Consider the following 16,362-nt stretch of genomic DNA (forward strand, 5'->3'; position numbering starts at 1 on the left):
TGTTGATATTGAGTAAACCAACCAAAGTGCTTACCCTTAAATGGGTAAGCCTTTTTATACTAAATATATTTGTGATGTTAGCAAGCTTTAAAAGCCATGCACAATCACCCAAGTTAGAGCTTTTTGATAGCAATGGTGCACCAGCAGGCCCCGCAATAATATTAAAAAGCGACGCCAATATGACCTTAACTGGCCTGATTAATCACGTTGTAGTAACGCAAACCTATCAAAACGAAAACCCGTTTGCAGTTAATGCGCGCTACGTTTTTCCATTGCCTGATGAAAGCGCCGTGCATGCCATGACCATGCACATTGGTGAGCGAATCATTAAAGGCCAAATTGATAAAAAAGTGGAAGCCGAAAAGAAATATGAGGAGGCTAAAAAAGCAGGTAAGCAGGCGGCCCTTGTACGCCAGCAACGCGCTAATATGTTTATTACTAATGTGGCAAACATTGGCCCAGGTGAGCAAGTAATTATTGAGCTTGAGTATCAAGAAATAATTGACTACAGCAGCGGCACATTTGCTATTAGGTTTCCTACTACCATTACACCGCGTTATCACGCTATTAGTGGTGAAGTTGAGCAAAGTAATACCGAAAAAACAGCATTTAATCCAGCGCCAACAGGCTGGTTAAGCCCTGTTTACAGCACTCAAAATATCACTCAAGATAGTACTCAAACTGATAACGTACCAAGCAGCCAATTTAGTTTAAACATTGATATAGACGTCGGCTTAGAACTGGTGGATATCAATTCTAAGTTTCATAATGTTGATGTACAAAACACTGCGTTTGGGCAATATAAAATAGCGTTAAATGAGACAAATGCAGTTAATCGCGACTTTGTGTTTGAGTTTAAACCGCTGCAAAAAGAGCAAGCTCAAGCTGCATTTTTTACTCAGCAGTTTGAAAATGGCGACCGATACGGGCTTGCTATGCTAATGCCTCCAGGGGATCACTTTACACAAACGCAGCGATTACCTCGCGAAATGGTATTTGTCGTTGATACGTCTGGCTCGATGCACGGGCAATCTATGGAGCAAGCTAAAAAAGCCTTGTTTTATGCGCTTTCATTACTTGATAGCGACGACAGTTTTAATATTATTGGTTTTGACAACATAGTGACTCCAATGAGCGATAAACCACTAATAGCCAGTGACTTTAATTTACGCCGTGCAGAGCGATTTATTTATAGCCTAGCAGCCGACGGCGGCACTGAAATACAAGGTGCGCTTAATGCCGTACTTGATGGCAGCGAGTTTGATGGTTTTGTACGCCAAGTTGTATTTTTAACTGATGGCAGTGTAAGTAATGAAGACGTATTGTTTAAAAACATTCAAAGTAAATTAGGCGATAGCCGCTTATTTACGGTAGGTATTGGCAGCGCACCTAACAGCTTTTTTATGCGCCGAGCGGCAGATGTAGGTAAGGGCTCATTTACGTTTATAGGCAGCACAAGCGAGGTACAACCTAAAATGCAGCAGTTGTTTGATAAGCTTGCACATCCGGCTATTACTAATTTGGCGCTAAGCGATGAAAGCGGTAACAACTTAGATTTTTGGCCATCACCACTACCTGATTTATATTTTGGCGAGCCTATCATGGTCGCTATAAAACTTAATAATGCTAAAAGTGTGGTACTTGCTGGGCAAACAGCACAAGGGCCTTTAAGTATTAAATTAAGTACACAAAATAGCTCAAGCGCTCAAGGTATAGCAAAACTGTGGGCGCGCCAAAAAATTAAGTCATTACTTTTATACAACGAGCAAAATACCGTTAAAGATGAAGTACAGGAGCTTGCACTTACTCATCAATTACTTAGCCCGTTTACTGCTTTTATAGCGATTGAACAAACTCAAATAAAAGAAGTGGCAGAGCAAACGGCGCAAGCTACTAATGCAGTACCACAAGGTATGGCGATGCGTTTACCACAAACAGATGGGCAAAGTAGGCTGCACATATTATTAGGCTGTATTTTATTATTAGGATTTGGCGCTCTTAAATTTAAACACAGAGCGAATCCCTAAATGAAAAGAGACTTAAAATGAAAAGGTGGCTAAGCGTGGGCTTACTAATAGCTGGGCTTGGATTATTTGGTCACGGTACTTATATGCAGGCAAAAGCGTGGCTTGCTCAAGTATTAATTGAACAGGCATGGCAAGAGGCACTTAAATCACCCGGGATTAAAGTAAGGCCGTGGTATTACGCCGACAGCTACGTTACTGCAAAGCTTGATTGGCCAAGCCATAATAAAACATTAAGCGTATTGGCTGGAGCGAGTGGTCGTAATTTAGCATTTGCGCCTAGCCAATTTTTACCCGCAGGGGAGCTTGGCGGAAAAGAATTTGGAAACGAAAAAGGCGCGCTAATAGCAGGGCATAACGACACCCACTTTGCATTTTTACAAAACGCAAAAGTGGGGGAAGCGTTTACTTTGCAGCTGCAAAGTGGGGTGATACAAAATTATAAAGTAACGGGGATTGAGGTTATTCATCAATCCCAAAACTCATTTTTACAAACACCTGGGCTGTATTTGCTTACCTGTTATCCTTTTGATTCGCTTGCCTCGGGTACTGATTTAAGATTGCTTGTATCTGCGCAAATGTCTTCGCCCGATTCGCTAAGCGGTATATCAACCACGAGCTCTTGATGGCGCTGGCTTATCATTACGCCAATAAATACCACAAATATGCTCAGCCATTGCCAAACGTTGAGCACTTCGCCCAAAATAATAGCTGACAAAATAAGTGTAAAAATAGGAATTAAATTAGAGTACGCAGCAGCGGTTAATACCGATACTTTACTAATTGCATAGTTGTACATGCCATACCCGCCAAGAGTTACACACGAGCCTAAATACAAAATGCTCATAAGCGCGGTTAAGTCGTGTTGGTTTTCGCTTGGTAGGTCGATAAAAAACAAAAATGGCGCAAAAAACAAGCTGCCGCTAATACCTTGCAACGCAATTAAAGTCAGGGGCGAGTAGCGATTAGCTAAATGTTTAATACTTACGGTATAAAATGCAGCGCACACCATAGCCATAAGCTCTAAAAAGTTACCCAACAACGGATTAGGTGCCTGCTCAGAATTGGGTGAAAGAAGCGTAAGTAAAATACTGCCGCCAATACACAAAGTAAAACCGACCACGATGGATTTACTTATGTATTCTTTAAGCAATAAAAAGGCAAGCAGAGCAATAATAATAGGCAAGCACGACACAATAACACCGGCCTGCGAGGCTGACGTGTATTCCATTGCATGGCCTTCAAATAAAAAGTACAAGCAAGGCTCAGCAAGCGACATACCCACTAAATACTTCCAGTCACCTTTTAAATACTCAAACCGAATAACGTAGCGCCATAAACAAAGCGACAAAACTAACGTGGTGAGCATGCGTAAAAATATTACCAATGCAGGGTCGTAAATAGCAATGGCGTATTTGAGCGCTATAAAAGAGCTGCCCCATAAAAAGGTGGCAATAATTAAACATAAACTGGCAGGCATAGAGAGTAATTTACATAATTTAATAAAATCAGATCCTAGCATGAATATTTTTAACTTGTTCAAAAATACCGAGCTGGTATAAATTAATTCATCTTTAATTAATCAGTAGCAAAAAGCACATGCACATGCAAAGGGAACAGGTAATAGTTGTAAAGCTTGGTACAAGCGTACTTACTGGCGGCACCGATAAACTAGATAAAGCACACATGGTTGAATTAGTACGCCAATGCTGCGAGCTTAAAAAGCAAGGCCACCAGGTTGTTTTAGTATCGAGCGGCGCGGTAGCTGCTGGGCGCGAACAACTATTAAAACCCTGTGGCAGGAGCTTAATTGATAAACAAATGCTTGCTGCAATTGGACAAGGTCAACTTATTCATATTTGGCAGAGCTTATTTGCTTTATATGGGGTAAATGTAGGGCAAATGCTGCTAACTCGCGCTGATGTAAACGACAGAGAGCGATACCTTAATGCCCGCGATACACTCACAGCATTATTAAATTACGACGTTGTGCCTATTATTAACGAAAACGACGCAGTCGCTACCAGCGAAATAAAAGTAGGCGATAACGATAACTTATCGGCACTTGTCGCTATTTTGGCTAATGCTAATAAATTATTACTGCTAACCGATCAAGAAGGGCTATTTACCAGCGATCCGCGCACCAATGCCAATGCTACCCTCATTGGTGAAGTTACACATATAAACGATGAATTACGCCAACTTGCTGGTGGCAGTGGTACAAGTTTAGGCACTGGCGGCATGGCAACTAAACTGCAAGCAGCTGACATTGCAAGGCGCGCAGGCGTTGAAGTTATTATTGCTAAAGGCGCAGGTAAAAACGTTATTTTAAAGTGCATGAGTGACGAATTACCAGGCACTCGTTTTTTAAAACTCACCGCCCCAAAAGATGGCCGTAAAAAATGGTTACTAGCCGGGCCTAAAAGTACCGGCCAAATTGTTATAGATGCAGGTGCTATTGGCGCCCTTCAAAATAAAGGCGCTAGCTTACTCGCTAAAGGCGTTACTAATGCATTTGGACGTTTTGAACGCGGTGATTTAATTGATTTAATAGATAATAAAAATCAAGTAATTGCACGGGGCTTAACGCGCTTTAGTAGCACCGAGGTAAATAAAATAAAGGGTGCGCATTCTAGTCAAATAGGCCTATTACTCGATTACGATAGTGGCGCAGAAGTACTTCATAGGGATGATATGGTCTTGCTATAGAAGCACTTTTATTAAATTAAATTACTTGAGTGTAATTCTCGCAGTATTACACTTTTTTGATTGTAAATTTGTGCTAAAATCTGGCTCCTTAAATTGTTGTAAGCAGAGCGCAGAACATGAAATTAGTTCGTTGGTTTTTAGGTTGTATAATCTTATTCTTTAATTTTGTATTTACTCCTCGCAGTAAAAAGCGTGCAAGCGACGAGCAAGCACAGCTTGATCAGCAAACCTCACAATTTAAACTGTATCAATTTAAAGCATGCCCGTTTTGTGTAAAAGTACGTCGCGCTATTAAACGCGAAGGCTTAAACATAGAAACGCGTGATGCAAAAGACAATGAGCAATATCGTCAAGAGCTATTAGAGCAAGGCGGCAAAGTTAAAGTGCCTTGCCTGCGTATAGAGCAAAACGGCCAAGTACAATGGCTGTATGAATCAAACGATATTATTGCTTACTTAAACAAAGTAGCTGCATAAACCACTTTTACTATCTCACTTATTTAAAGAGAATATACCATGACAATTCGCACCCGTGTTGCCCCGTCGCCAACTGGTGACCCGCATCTTGGCACCGCTTATATCGCCTTATTTAACTACTGTTTTGCTAAACAACAAGGCGGTGAATTTGTACTTCGTATAGAAGATACAGACCAAGTACGTAGCACGCCAGAGTCTGAACTTGCGATTATGGATAGCCTACGTTGGTTAGGGCTTGAGTGGGATCATGGTCCTGATGTGGGTGGCGAATTTGGTCCTTACCGTCAATCTGAGCGTAGCGATTTATATAAAAAATACGCGCATCAGTTAGTTGACGATGGTAAAGCGTTTTACTGCTTTGCAACAAGCGAAGAGCTTGATCAAATGCGTGAAGAGCAAATGGCAGAAGGCCTACGCCCTAAATATGACGGTCGTGGTTTAAACCATACAGATGAAGAAATTAAAGCAAACTTAGCTGAAGGCAAACCTTACGTTATACGTATGAAAATCCCAAGCGAAGGCACATTTAAGTTTAACGACTACCTACGTGATGAAATTGAGATCCCGTGGGAAAACGTAGACATGCAAGTACTTTTAAAAGCAGATGGTTTTCCAACGTACTTTTTAGCGAACGTAGTTGATGACCACCATATGGAAATTAGCCATATTTTCCGTGGTGAAGAATGGATTAACTCAGCGCCTAAGCTATTAAAGCTTTATGAAGATTTTGGTTGGGAAGCGCCAGTACTTGGTCACTTACCGTTATTACGTAACCCAGATAAATCAAAGCTGTCTAAGCGTAAAAACCCAACGTCTATTAACTACTATAAAGAAATGGGCTACCTGCCAGAAGCCGTGCTTAACTATTTAGGCCGTATGGGTTGGTCAATGCCTGATGAGCGTGAAAAATTCACACTCAATGAAATGATTGAAAACTTCGACATGAAGCGCGTATCGCTTGGTGGTCCAGTATTCGACGTAGATAAATTAAGCTGGTTAAACGGCATGTGGATCCGTGAAAATCTAACCGACGAGCAGTTAATTCAGCGCTTTGTTGATTGGAAGTTTAACGGCGAAATGTTAGCTAAAATATTACCAGAAGTTAAAACACGTATTAATACGCTGTCGGATATGGTTGAGCTTGCAGGGCACTTTGTAGGTGGTATTCCAACTTACGATCCTGCGCTATTAACAGCCGGAAAAGCAGACGAAAACGTGATTCGCCAAGCGCTACAATTTTTTGTATGGCAGCTTGAAGGTTTACGTAGCTTTGAAAAGCCCGCTATTTTTGCAATTGCAAAAGAAGTGGCTACATTCCACGAGCTTAAGATTAAAGACTTTTTAGAGCCAATATTTGTTGCAATTACTGGCAAAACATCAAGTACGTCAGTGCTTGATGCAATGGAAATATTAGGGTCTGACTTATCACGTGCTCGTTTGCGTGTAGCACTTGCCCATTTAGGTATTTCTAAAAAGCAGGCTAAAAATATAGAGCGTGCGTACCGCGAATACCCAAGTACATAATTATTAAACGTACTTTTAAAAGCCGAGCTTTATTAAGCTCGGCTTTTTTGTGTTTAATCATTTTATATTAGTTTTATTGGCTATATGTCATGGTGTTTTAGTCTCGTTTAAAACCATAGTGAGACTTAGTCCAATGCTACAATACGGCATATAAACTCATAGGAGGCAGTATGATTGCAACCGTTAAAAACAAAGCTATTTTTAGCAGCAATACATTTTCGATAAACCTTGTTACTTACCCAACTAATCACAGCGTAATGAACCATATTGACCCTGTGCAGCAAGGGCGCTATTACAAGCTCAACTTTGTATTAGAAAAACCTAAAGCGGGTGGGGTATTTAAATGCTCAAAATGCATTATAAATTTATTTAATCGCGTGTATTTATTCAGACCCGATAAGTACGAACACAGCGTATCTAAAATAGAGTCTGGAAAACGCGTACTACTTAGCTTTGCGCTTAATATATAATTTGCACTTTTACTTATTAATAGTCGTAGGCCTGTCCGGTGCATAAAACAGATAGGTCGCAATACGATACAGACGTTTCACTACAAGAATTAATAGTAAAAGCATTTCCGCCTCTGCGCATGGCATCAGCTTTAAGTAAATCAATTGCGTTTGATTTAGAGCGGTTATAGCTTACATTATTGTTACCCATACCGTCGCCATCACAGCTTTCACCTTCTATTCGGCCTAGGAGTGTAGCGCCACTTTCGTGTGCTTCTTGGTCGCTATAAAATTGCTGTAAATCTCTTTTATTAACGTAGGTGCCAATTTCTTGAGATAAAACGCCGTTGTCTATATCTGTATGATAAGTCATGCTTGAACAACCCGTTATTGTGGCGAGCACTGTTATTGCCGTTATAAAACGTAGCATATTTATTAGTCCCTTAATTTATTATTTGAAATAGTAAATTACTAACAAAATCAAATGCGGGCAATGTTTACTACTAAGTAAATTGTTAGCATTTGTAAATGTATTTAGATTTTATTGAGCATCGGGTAAGTAAACAAAAAGAAGTGGCAAACATTAACCAACCAATGGCATAAAATAGCCCACTCTAAGCGCTGCGTTTTATAAAAAACATAGCCATACCCCAAGCCGGCAATAAATGAAACCAATACATAGTTAATTCCTCCAGCAAAATGTGCCAAAGCAAAAATACCTGCAGTAATTACAGGGGCAAGTATTGCTAAACGGGTAGGTGTAATTATTTTGCTAAGCTTAGTTTGTAGTAAACCTCGAAATAAAGCTTCCTCGGCAACACAGGTAAATAAAAGATTAATAGCAATAAAGGCTAACCAAAAGCCAGGAACCTTAGGGTTGAAGCTTACAAGTCCAAGCATTAAAGCCGCAGTGAGCGTAGCTAAAACAGTAGCAATAACTATTAAAATGGGTTGTTTAACGTTTAATGGGCCCGCTTTATTAGAGTCTGCTTTTAAAGCTTTTTTATTCGAATAAAAGTAAGCACAAAGAAATAAACCCGCCATAGCTTTATCAAAATTAGCATAAAGGGTAAATGCAATCGCATCGCTTGTAATACGCTCGTTTATAACAATAGGGAGGTTATTAAAACCAGGCATCCAATGAAGTGCTAATGCCAATGAGGAAACTATAAAAACAGTACTTAAAGTAGCGCGTATTATTGCCTGCTTTGTATTTAGCGCACAGTAGTATAAAACAACGTAAAGCCCGGTTAACAGCAGGGCATATAAATTTATATAACCTTGAAAATATGCACTTACAACACTTAAAGCTAGTAAGTAGTGCCAAAGGGGTTGCCGCATTATTGATATTTTGCAGTACGGAAAAACACATATAATTGATAGCGCTAATAAATAAAAGGTCATTGTTTTTTATTGCTCTGTTTTATTTAGCAACTAATCTAACAGATTCGACCTCTCAGTATTTTTTTTCTGGTAATATAGATAGGTTATAAGCAGTTTAAGCAGTGAACAAACTATGTTAAGTCCTTTTTTTCAGCAGCATGCTGATTATGTTTCTATCTCTCGTGAGCAAGGTTGTCGATTCGCTAAATGCGTTGCTGACGATTACAATCCACTTCACGACAAAGATGCCAAAAAGTTTTGCGCGCCAGGAGACTTACTTTTTTCATTGGTACTAGACCGCTACGGTATTAGTGAACAAATGGAATTTACTTTTGCCGGTATGGTTGATGAAAACACCAAACTTAACTTCCCTGAAGGGGCTGATGAGTTTGATGTAACCAATGGCGAAAAAGTTATTTTAAAGGTAAAGCGCAAAGGTAAAACCAGCCAATGCCCAGCACTGACTAATAGCCTAATAAAAAATTATGTTGAGTTTTCTGGTACTACTTTCCCGCATGTAATTATTCCATTAATGGGTAAGCAAGAGGTAATGATTAACCCTGCTCGCCCAATGATCATTTACGAATCAATGCTTATCAACCTTGATAATCTTGATATTACAGCACCAGAACTTGAGTTTGCAGAGCCTAGTTTTGAGTACGCCGGCAAGCGCGGAAAAATTACACTTCGTTTTAACCTGTTAGAAAACGGCGTTAAAGTGGGTAGTGGTGAAAAGCATATGGTAGTTTCGGGTATACGCGAATACTGCCAAGCAACAGTTGACGATTTAATAGCGTTTTACAACGAGCGTAAAGCGACACTAAAGCCAGCTTAAAGCTACATAAAATTATAAAAGGCGCTAAATACAGCTGTTATTTAGCGCCTTTTTTATTGTTTTAGCGCTAAAGTGAAAGTGAGCAACCACGATTAAATACTTTTCTGGACTGGTTAATTTACGCAGTACAGTAATATGCGTACAATAGCGCTCTTTGTTATTTTAAAGCTAAGCCTATGTCTGCCACTACGTTCTCATCACTTAATCTCGACCCGTTATTATTAACAGCGATTGAGCAAAATAATTACACTCAACCTACCGCAATTCAGATTAAAACTATTCCGCCTATTTTAGCCGGAAGTGATGTAATGGGCAGCGCGCAAACAGGTACGGGTAAAACTGCCGCCTTTGTTTTACCTTTATTACATAAGCTTTTAAATACCCCTAAAAAAGATGAGCAAGGCCTTGCACGTGTAGTCATTTTAACGCCAACCCGTGAGCTTGCTCAGCAAGTATTTGCAAGCTTTGAAAAGTACGCACAAGGCACTAATATCAATGGCGCTTTAGCCTATGGTGGCGCAAGTATTGGCCCTCAAATAAAAGCACTTAAAACAGCGCAAGTTATAGTGGCAACACCTGGGCGTTTGCTTGATCATATAGTTAAAGGCAGTGTGGTACTTTCAAGTGTAGACTCCTTAGTGTTTGACGAAGCTGACCGCATGCTTGATATGGGCTTTATTGATGAAATTAGACGTATATTGCGACATATCCCGGGCGATCGCCAAACTTTACTATTTTCAGCTACGTTTGATGACAGCGTGTTTGAACTCAGTAAAAAGTTACTTAAAAACCCAGAACTAATTGAAGTTGATAAACGTAACTCAGCCGCGGTTGAAGTAGAGCAAGTTATTTACGCTGTAGATGAGGATCGTAAGCGCGAACTTGTATCGCACATGATTGGTATGAAAAACTGGCGCCAAGTGCTTATTTTTACTCGCACAAAACAAATGGCTGATCAGCTTGCTAAAGAAATGTGTAAAGACGGTTTAAAAACCGAATCAATCCATGGCGACAAATCGCAAGGCGCACGCGACCGTGCATTGCAAAACTTTAAAGAAGGTATTACACGCGTACTTGTTGCAACCGATGTAGCTGCGCGTGGTTTAGATATTTCTACACTTAGATACGTAATTAACTTTGAACTACCTTACATTGCCGAGGATTACGTGCACCGTATTGGCCGTACAGGTCGTGCTGGTGAACAAGGACTTGCTATGTCGCTGGTAAGTCTTGATGAGCAATGGCTGCTAGAAGAAATTGAAGTACTACTCGATACGCGTTTAACGCCGCAGTGGTTAGAAGGTTACGAGCCAGATCCTAATAAAAAGCCAAAAGATAATCGTAAAAATACTAACAAGTCGCGAAAAGATCGCGATAAAAAACGTATCACTGGTAAAAGAGAGCCAAGTAGACGTCGCAAATAATAGCTTTTACTTTGCTTTTTTGCCTATACTGGAGCTACTAAATAGCCGAGGTAAAGCAATGTTTGAAATTGATCAATGGGCATTTTCTGGTATTGATGGCCAAATATCTTTGCATAAATGGCAAAAAACAATCGACCTTATAACGGGGCTTTTTTCAGCCCCGTCTGGTTATATAGTTCAGGCAACAAGCAAAGGCTATCGCGTTGTTATTAGAAGTAACGAAGGTGGCTCTAACTTTGAGACCAATCCTATACTTCCTCCTCAAACACCTCTGTTTTGTCGGTACGTTGCTGAAACTAAAAATATTTTATATGTTAATGATGCAAGTAATAACGATGCATGGAACACCCTACCAGAAGTAGTTGAAGATGGTGTTGAATCCTACCTAGGTTTACCTATTCATTGGCCTGAAGGCGAAGTATTTGGCACGCTATGCTTAAAAGACACTCAGAAAACAAGCTATACCGATGAATATTTTGAACTCATAGAACAACTACGTGATTTGATTGAAGACGACCTAGCGCTTGTGTATAGCTATGAGCAAATGCGCGAAATAGCCATGTTAGACTCATTAACGAATATTTATAATCGCCGAGCACTTAACTTATTAGCCCAGCAAAAACTTAACTTAGCGCTACGTTTAGGCTTTGACGTGTGTTGTTTGTTTATCGATATAAACGACTTTAAAAAATTAAACGACACCTGCGGACATGAAGTGGGCGACAAAGCCTTAATTATATTGGCGGATACGCTAAAAACGCATTTAAGAGATGCTGATATAGTAGGGCGCTTAGGTGGCGATGAGTTTGTTGCAGTAATGCAAGTAAGCGATAAAAGCAAGATTAACTACATCATGGATAAAATTTCGACTGAGTATTCAAAAGCCTTACTCAAAGAAGACGTTTGCGATTTATCGCTTAGTATTGGTTATAGTTTTACTAATAAACAAAAGCAGCCCTTTGAAGCGCTATTAAATGATGCAGACCACGCAATGTATAAAAATAAACAAGCGTATAAGCTCGCTAAAAAGGCACAATAGTAAAAGGAGGTTCGTCATGACTCATGCCACACAAACTTGGCTGGTTTTTTCTGCGATAGGTTTTATTTTTTCCTTAGCAATAATAAGCTTATTTGAAACGTTTACTAGCATTAGATTTATATCTAATGAGGGAATAGTTTTTGGTGTTATGTGCTCCTCTATGGGGTTTGCCTTAAAAAGGCTTGAGAGTAATAACCAAAAACAGCTTCAATAAATAGCTTAAGCTGCAAATTTTTACTTGTATTTATTAATTCATTTTTCAAAGTACGGACATAAAAAAGCAAGCCATGAGGCTTGCCAAGAAGGGTGTTAATTAGCTCTTACCTAGCCTTTAAGCTATTAGCTTTTCCGCAAGGTTCAATTCCATAATGGCTTTTAATAAACGGTATAAGTTAATTGACGCGTCAATTTCTTCTTTACGGTTTGTTAAGCTTTCAATATTTAGGCCCAGCGGTACATCTAAATGCGCACAGCTTTTAAGTATTAAGTCGAGGTTTTCACGGCAAATACGGACTGATTCGCTTAATGTATTGTCTGCATCAAGCATGCGCCATTTAGTTGCCTCTGGCACTGAGATACCCAACCATTGCATAAAGTCTAAGGTTTTTTCGCCGCCGCACGGGGTAAACGTTAATATAATACGTTGAGGTGTAATACCCTGTGCTTTACACGTACGTGCGTAGCTAGTAATTAGCTCTATAGTAGCTTGTGCGTCGTAAACAGCTTGCGATATAAAAAATTGACAACCTTGTGCTGTTTTTTCTATTAATCGTTCGTGCTCATTTCGTTTACTTGAATGGCGCTCGGCAATCGTAACGCCACCTAAAAAGAAATCATCTGATTGCTCAGCCAATGCTTTATACGCATCTGGCAGGCTTAGCTTTATATCGCCTATCGATGATGGGCTACCTACTAAAACAACATTTTGTAAATCGTAGTCGTTTTTAGTTTCACTTAGCCAATCTTTAAATTCGCCTACGCCACGCTGCGCCACACTTTTATAAGTAATCACATCTTGTGCAGATAAATTACGAAGTAAATGGCTGTATTCACGCGGATCAACGGTTTGTTTAAACGCAAATGGGCGGTCTTGATTGGTTCGGCTGCTTTCGTCTTGAATGTCGTAAATTATTACGCCGTCGTATTCAATTTCGTGTAAGCGACCTAATAGCTTTTCTGCAATGGTTTTTAATTGCGCTTTATCGGTGCCAATTTTAGGCGGGGTAGTACCAATAAGATAAACACCTTGGTTGGTGTCCACTATCTTCTCTTTTAGTGATAAAGCCATAATCCTCATTCCAGCTAAGTTTGTTTTGATGGATTTAATATAGCAGCCATTTAGACGTCTAGATAGATTTATTTAGTGAAAGTTTTTCAACTAACATGATGTTTATTCATAGTGCTTGTTCCCATTATTTATAATTGACACAGTTGTTTACATAATAAATTCCCTTGGGGCTCTTATATTTATTGGCTTTGGGGCATAATTAAAGAGTTAAATCTGACAACAAATTTGCTCAATTTAAAAAGGGACAACAATGAAATTTAAATTATTAGCAACCAGCTTAGCGGTATCGCTGGCGTTAACAGGTTGCGCCATGCAACAAAACCAAAGCACGCAAACAACAGCACAACAAGAACAAGTAAATAAAGCTGATGATCGTGTTTTTTCGCAAGATTATTTAATTGAAGAGCTAGAAAACGGCTTACGTGTCATGGTTGTTAAAACTGATTACCCTGATGTAGTGTCGCTGCAAATTCCGGTATCGGTTGGGTCGCGTAACGAAGTTGAAGAGGGCAAAACAGGCTTTGCTCACTTTTTTGAACACATGATGTTTAAAGGCTCACAAAAATACCCTGAAGATGTGTACTCAGACATATTAAAAAATTCAGGTGTTGATAACCGCGCTTATACAACAAACGATTTTACAAACTACCATTTAAACTTTTCAAAGCAGCATCTTGATAAAGTACTTGAGCTTGAAGCTGATATTTTTCAAAACTTAACTTACACCGAAGAGCAATTTAGAACAGAAGCACAAACGGTAAAAGGTGAGTACTTAAAAAACAACGCGAGCCCAATTCGTAAATTATTAAGCGCTGTACGCGAAGAGGCGTTTGATAAGCACACGTATAAACACACCACTATGGGCTTTTTTAAAGACATAGAAGCTATGCCTGATCAAATGGCCTATGGTAAAGAATTTTTTGCTAAGTTTTATAAGCCTGAGTATGTGTCACTTGTTATTGTGGGCGATGTAGACCCGCAAGCAACAATGGCAATGGTTAAAAAGCATTGGGGCAGCTGGAAAAAGGGTAACTATATTGCTGACATTAAAGCAGAGCCTGTTCAACAAGCACCAAAATATTTGCACCAGCAAGATGAAGCGCTACCAGGTCATTGGTTACTTGTATCGTACAAAGGCGCTGCGTGGGAGCCTGCTAAAAAAGACAGAGCGGCGCTTGATTTAATCTCACAGCTTTATTTTTCAAGTAATTCAGATTTATATCAAGAGCTAGTGGTCGACAAACAAATTGCCAGCCAAATGTTTACCTATAACCCAGAGACTAAAGATCCGGGTTTATTACACGTATTTGTTAAAGTAGAAAACGCAGACGATTTAGCCACTGCGCGCGATGCCATTAACCGAACTTATGCAAAAGCACGCACTGAGCTTGTTGATGAGCAAAAGCTGAGTGATTTAAAATCGAACCTTAAATACAGCTTTATAAATGGCTTAGACTCGTCGCAAGCGATTGCATCAACCCTTGCCAGCTACATGCATTTTGAGCGCGATCCTGAGGTTATAAACCAGCTGTATAAATCGGCAGATAACATTACCAGCGCAGATATTAAAGCCGTTGCTAATAAATACTTTACTGATAACGCACGTACCACATTAACTATGTCGGCACTTGATAAAGCCCCAGGTTTTGAGCAAGAAGTTGATTTAAATGCGCTTACTGCAAAGCTTGAAGAAGCACCTGCGGCACCTGTATTTAAAGTACTTGATAAAACGAATAGCTCGCCATTAATTGATGTTAACTTTTTATTCAATACCGGTGCAGCTGCCGACCCACAAGGCAAAAAAGGTGTTGCTGCGTTAACTGCGGCTATGCTTGCACAAGGTGGCTCAGAGGCGACAAGCTATAAAGATATTCAAAAAGCACTTTATCCGCTTGCGGGTAGCTTTGGCTATCAAATAGATAAAGAAATGCTGTCGTTTCAAGGGCGCATTCACAAAGATAATGCGGCGCAGTGGTATACACTTGTGAGCGATCAATTACTAAATCCAGGTTTTAGAGATGACGACTTTAAACGCCTTAAAAAAGAAATGATCGACGGTATTAAGTCAGGCTTAAAAGCATCTAACGATGAAGAGCTAGGCAAAGAAGTGCTATACAGCGCGCTTTACAAAAATCATCCTTATGAAAGCTACAACTACGGTGATATTTCTGATTTAGAAGCGTTGACGCTGGATGACGTTAAAGCATTTTATAACAGCGAGCTTACGCAATCTAAACTCACGGTTGGCTTAATTGGGGCTGTGCCTGCAAAACTTAAAGCTAAAATGATGAGCGATTTTGCAACGCTACCAAAAGGTGATCAAAGCCGTTTAAGTATTCCTGATGCACCAGCGCTTAAAGGTCATCATGCAACTATTGTAGAAAAGTCGGCGCAATCGACTGCGGTATCGTTTGGTTTTCCTATTGATACAATAAGAAGTAGCGAAGACTGGACAGCACTTTGGCTTGTGCGTTCGTACTTTGGTGAGCACCGTAGTTCTAACAGCTTTTTGTATGAGCGCATTCGTGAAACCCGCGGCATGAACTACGGCGATTACGCATACATTGAATACTTTCCACGTGGTATGTTTCAAACCAAGCCTGATGCAAACCTAGGGCGCTCTGAGCAAATATTTCAAGTGTGGTTACGCCCACTTCGCTCTAATAACGATGCGCACTTTGCAACTCGTACGGCTTTATTTGAGCTAGATAAGCTAATTAAAAATGGTATGAGCGAAGATGACTTTGAAGCCACGCGTAACTTTTTAATTAACTTTGTACCGCAAATGGTTGCAAGTCAAAACCGCCAATTAGGTTACGCACTTGATAGCGAATTTTACAACACAGATAGCTTTGTAAGTTACGTAACTAACAAACTTAAAACGCTAAGCGTTGCTGATGTAAATCGCGTTATTAAAGAAAACCTACAAACAGACAACGTTCAATATGTGTTTATAACCGCAGACGGCGCTGATATGCAAAAACGTTTAGCGTCTGAGCAAACATCACCAATGGTTTACAATACCGATAAACCTGCCGAATTAGTGGCTGAAGATAAAGTAATTGCTGATTACAAATTAGCAATTCCTGCAAAAAATATTGAAGTGATGAAAGTTGATAAAGTATTTCAATGAAGGTTTAAATAGTTATATAAGTTAAGATAATTAAAATGCCCCATATATTGGGGCATTTTTTATGGTATTGGATATAGT

At 39.7% G+C, this 16,362-nt stretch carries 15 protein-coding genes; 11 read left to right on the forward strand and 4 right to left on the reverse strand.

Features of this window, described 5'->3' with window-relative positions; translation table 11 throughout:
• The first annotated feature begins 5 nt into the window (after positions 1-5).
• Together I6F50_RS05320 and I6F50_RS05325 are read left to right on the forward strand one after the other, a co-directional pair.
• Positions 6-2,027 carry a marine proteobacterial sortase target protein gene (locus I6F50_RS05320; protein WP_197175508.1) on the forward strand — a complete coding sequence of 674 codons (2,022 nt, stop codon included), beginning with the start codon at positions 6-8 and terminating at the stop codon, positions 2,025-2,027.
• Between the two features lie 17 nt (positions 2,028-2,044).
• Positions 2,045-2,650 (forward strand): class GN sortase, encoded by a 606-nt coding sequence (locus I6F50_RS05325; RefSeq protein WP_165727604.1) that lies wholly within the window; start codon positions 2,045-2,047, stop codon positions 2,648-2,650.
• Here the strand turns inward: I6F50_RS05325 and I6F50_RS05330 are convergent.
• Positions 2,545-3,504 carry a DMT family transporter gene (locus tag I6F50_RS05330; protein ID WP_197175509.1) on the reverse strand — a complete coding sequence of 320 codons (960 nt, stop codon included), beginning with the start codon at positions 3,502-3,504 and terminating at the stop codon, positions 2,545-2,547. The two genes, I6F50_RS05325 and I6F50_RS05330, sit on opposite strands and share 106 nt — an antisense overlap.
• 125 nt (positions 3,505-3,629) lie before the next feature.
• On the opposite strand from I6F50_RS05330, the gene proB reads away from it, so the two are divergent.
• From proB to I6F50_RS05350, 4 genes are all read left to right on the forward strand, one after another.
• Positions 3,630-4,733 (forward strand): glutamate 5-kinase, encoded by a 1,104-nt coding sequence (gene proB, locus I6F50_RS05335; RefSeq protein ID WP_197175510.1) that lies wholly within the window; start codon positions 3,630-3,632, stop codon positions 4,731-4,733.
• 116 nt (positions 4,734-4,849) lie between these two features.
• Positions 4,850-5,209 (forward strand): glutaredoxin domain-containing protein, encoded by a 360-nt coding sequence (locus I6F50_RS05340; protein ID WP_007581591.1) that lies wholly within the window; start codon positions 4,850-4,852, stop codon positions 5,207-5,209.
• A 39-nt stretch (positions 5,210-5,248) separates the two neighbouring features.
• Positions 5,249-6,733, forward strand: coding sequence for a glutamate--tRNA ligase (gene gltX, locus I6F50_RS05345; RefSeq protein ID WP_165727602.1), 1,485 nt, complete (start codon positions 5,249-5,251; stop codon positions 6,731-6,733).
• 170 nt (positions 6,734-6,903) lie between these two features.
• On the forward strand, positions 6,904-7,203 hold the full coding sequence (locus I6F50_RS05350; protein ID WP_021032137.1) for a hypothetical protein: 300 nt from the start codon (positions 6,904-6,906) through the stop codon (positions 7,201-7,203).
• Positions 7,204-7,219: 16 nt separating this feature from the next.
• Here the strand turns inward: I6F50_RS05350 and I6F50_RS05355 are convergent, their stop codons facing one another.
• Both I6F50_RS05355 and I6F50_RS05360 read right to left on the reverse strand, forming a co-directional pair.
• Entirely contained in the window at positions 7,220-7,612 is a 393-nt protein-coding gene (locus I6F50_RS05355) for a hypothetical protein (RefSeq protein WP_024593283.1), read from the reverse strand.
• Between the two features lie 104 nt (positions 7,613-7,716).
• Complete coding sequence (locus tag I6F50_RS05360; RefSeq protein ID WP_231609597.1) at positions 7,717-8,340, reverse strand: CPBP family intramembrane glutamic endopeptidase; 624 nt, start codon at positions 8,338-8,340, stop codon at positions 7,717-7,719.
• A gap of 358 nt (positions 8,341-8,698) precedes the next feature.
• On the opposite strand from I6F50_RS05360, the gene I6F50_RS05365 reads away from it, so the two are divergent.
• The 4 genes from I6F50_RS05365 (at position 8,699) to I6F50_RS05380 (ending at position 12,077) form a co-directional block, all read left to right on the forward strand.
• On the forward strand, positions 8,699-9,400 hold the full coding sequence (locus I6F50_RS05365; RefSeq protein WP_007581602.1) for a DUF3581 domain-containing protein: 702 nt from the start codon (positions 8,699-8,701) through the stop codon (positions 9,398-9,400).
• Between the two features lie 176 nt (positions 9,401-9,576).
• Positions 9,577-10,824: a DEAD/DEAH box helicase gene (locus I6F50_RS05370; protein WP_024593280.1), complete on the forward strand. Its 1,248-nt coding sequence runs from the start codon at positions 9,577-9,579 to the stop codon at positions 10,822-10,824.
• Positions 10,825-10,882: 58 nt separating this feature from the next.
• A complete protein-coding gene (locus tag I6F50_RS05375; RefSeq protein ID WP_169044225.1) occupies positions 10,883-11,863 on the forward strand; it encodes a sensor domain-containing diguanylate cyclase in 981 nt (326 codons plus the stop codon).
• 16 nt (positions 11,864-11,879) lie between these two features.
• Positions 11,880-12,077 (forward strand): hypothetical protein, encoded by a 198-nt coding sequence (locus I6F50_RS05380; RefSeq protein WP_165727599.1) that lies wholly within the window; start codon positions 11,880-11,882, stop codon positions 12,075-12,077.
• 117 nt (positions 12,078-12,194) lie between these two features.
• Here I6F50_RS05380 and I6F50_RS05385 read toward each other — a convergent pair whose 3' ends face one another.
• Positions 12,195-13,151, reverse strand: a complete 957-nt coding sequence (locus tag I6F50_RS05385) for a methylenetetrahydrofolate reductase (RefSeq protein ID WP_197175500.1) — start codon at positions 13,149-13,151, stop codon at positions 12,195-12,197.
• A gap of 250 nt (positions 13,152-13,401) precedes the next feature.
• On the opposite strand from I6F50_RS05385, the gene I6F50_RS05390 reads away from it, so the two are divergent.
• Positions 13,402-16,284: a pitrilysin family protein gene (locus I6F50_RS05390; RefSeq protein WP_197175502.1), complete on the forward strand. Its 2,883-nt coding sequence runs from the start codon at positions 13,402-13,404 to the stop codon at positions 16,282-16,284.
• The last annotated feature ends 78 nt before the right edge of the window (positions 16,285-16,362 follow it).

This window comes from Pseudoalteromonas sp. NZS127_1 (genome assembly GCF_015864295.1).
GTDB classification, from domain to species: Bacteria; Pseudomonadota; Gammaproteobacteria; order Enterobacterales; family Alteromonadaceae; genus Pseudoalteromonas; species Pseudoalteromonas arctica.

Bases quoted from the DNA above. Each gene is read 5' to 3' on its own strand.
- I6F50_RS05390 (WP_197175502.1), top strand. From the start codon at position 13,402: ATGAAATTTAAATTATTAGCAACCAGCTTAGCGGTATCGCTGGCGTTA.
- I6F50_RS05340 (WP_007581591.1), top strand. From the start codon at position 4,850: ATGAAATTAGTTCGTTGGTTTTTAGGTTGTATAATCTTATTCTTTAAT.
- I6F50_RS05350 (WP_021032137.1), top strand. From the start codon at position 6,904: ATGATTGCAACCGTTAAAAACAAAGCTATTTTTAGCAGCAATACATTT.
- I6F50_RS05325 (WP_165727604.1), top strand. From the start codon at position 2,045: ATGAAAAGGTGGCTAAGCGTGGGCTTACTAATAGCTGGGCTTGGATTA.
- I6F50_RS05370 (WP_024593280.1), top strand. From the start codon at position 9,577: ATGTCTGCCACTACGTTCTCATCACTTAATCTCGACCCGTTATTATTA.
- I6F50_RS05380 (WP_165727599.1), top strand. From the start codon at position 11,880: ATGACTCATGCCACACAAACTTGGCTGGTTTTTTCTGCGATAGGTTTT.
- gltX (WP_165727602.1), top strand. From the start codon at position 5,249: ATGACAATTCGCACCCGTGTTGCCCCGTCGCCAACTGGTGACCCGCAT.
- I6F50_RS05365 (WP_007581602.1), top strand. From the start codon at position 8,699: ATGTTAAGTCCTTTTTTTCAGCAGCATGCTGATTATGTTTCTATCTCT.
- I6F50_RS05375 (WP_169044225.1), top strand. From the start codon at position 10,883: ATGTTTGAAATTGATCAATGGGCATTTTCTGGTATTGATGGCCAAATA.
- proB (WP_197175510.1), top strand. From the start codon at position 3,630: ATGCAAAGGGAACAGGTAATAGTTGTAAAGCTTGGTACAAGCGTACTT.
- I6F50_RS05385 (WP_197175500.1), bottom strand. From the start codon at position 13,151: ATGGCTTTATCACTAAAAGAGAAGATAGTGGACACCAACCAAGGTGTT.
- I6F50_RS05355 (WP_024593283.1), bottom strand. From the start codon at position 7,612: ATGCTACGTTTTATAACGGCAATAACAGTGCTCGCCACAATAACGGGT.
- I6F50_RS05330 (WP_197175509.1), bottom strand. From the start codon at position 3,504: ATGCCTGCCAGTTTATGTTTAATTATTGCCACCTTTTTATGGGGCAGC.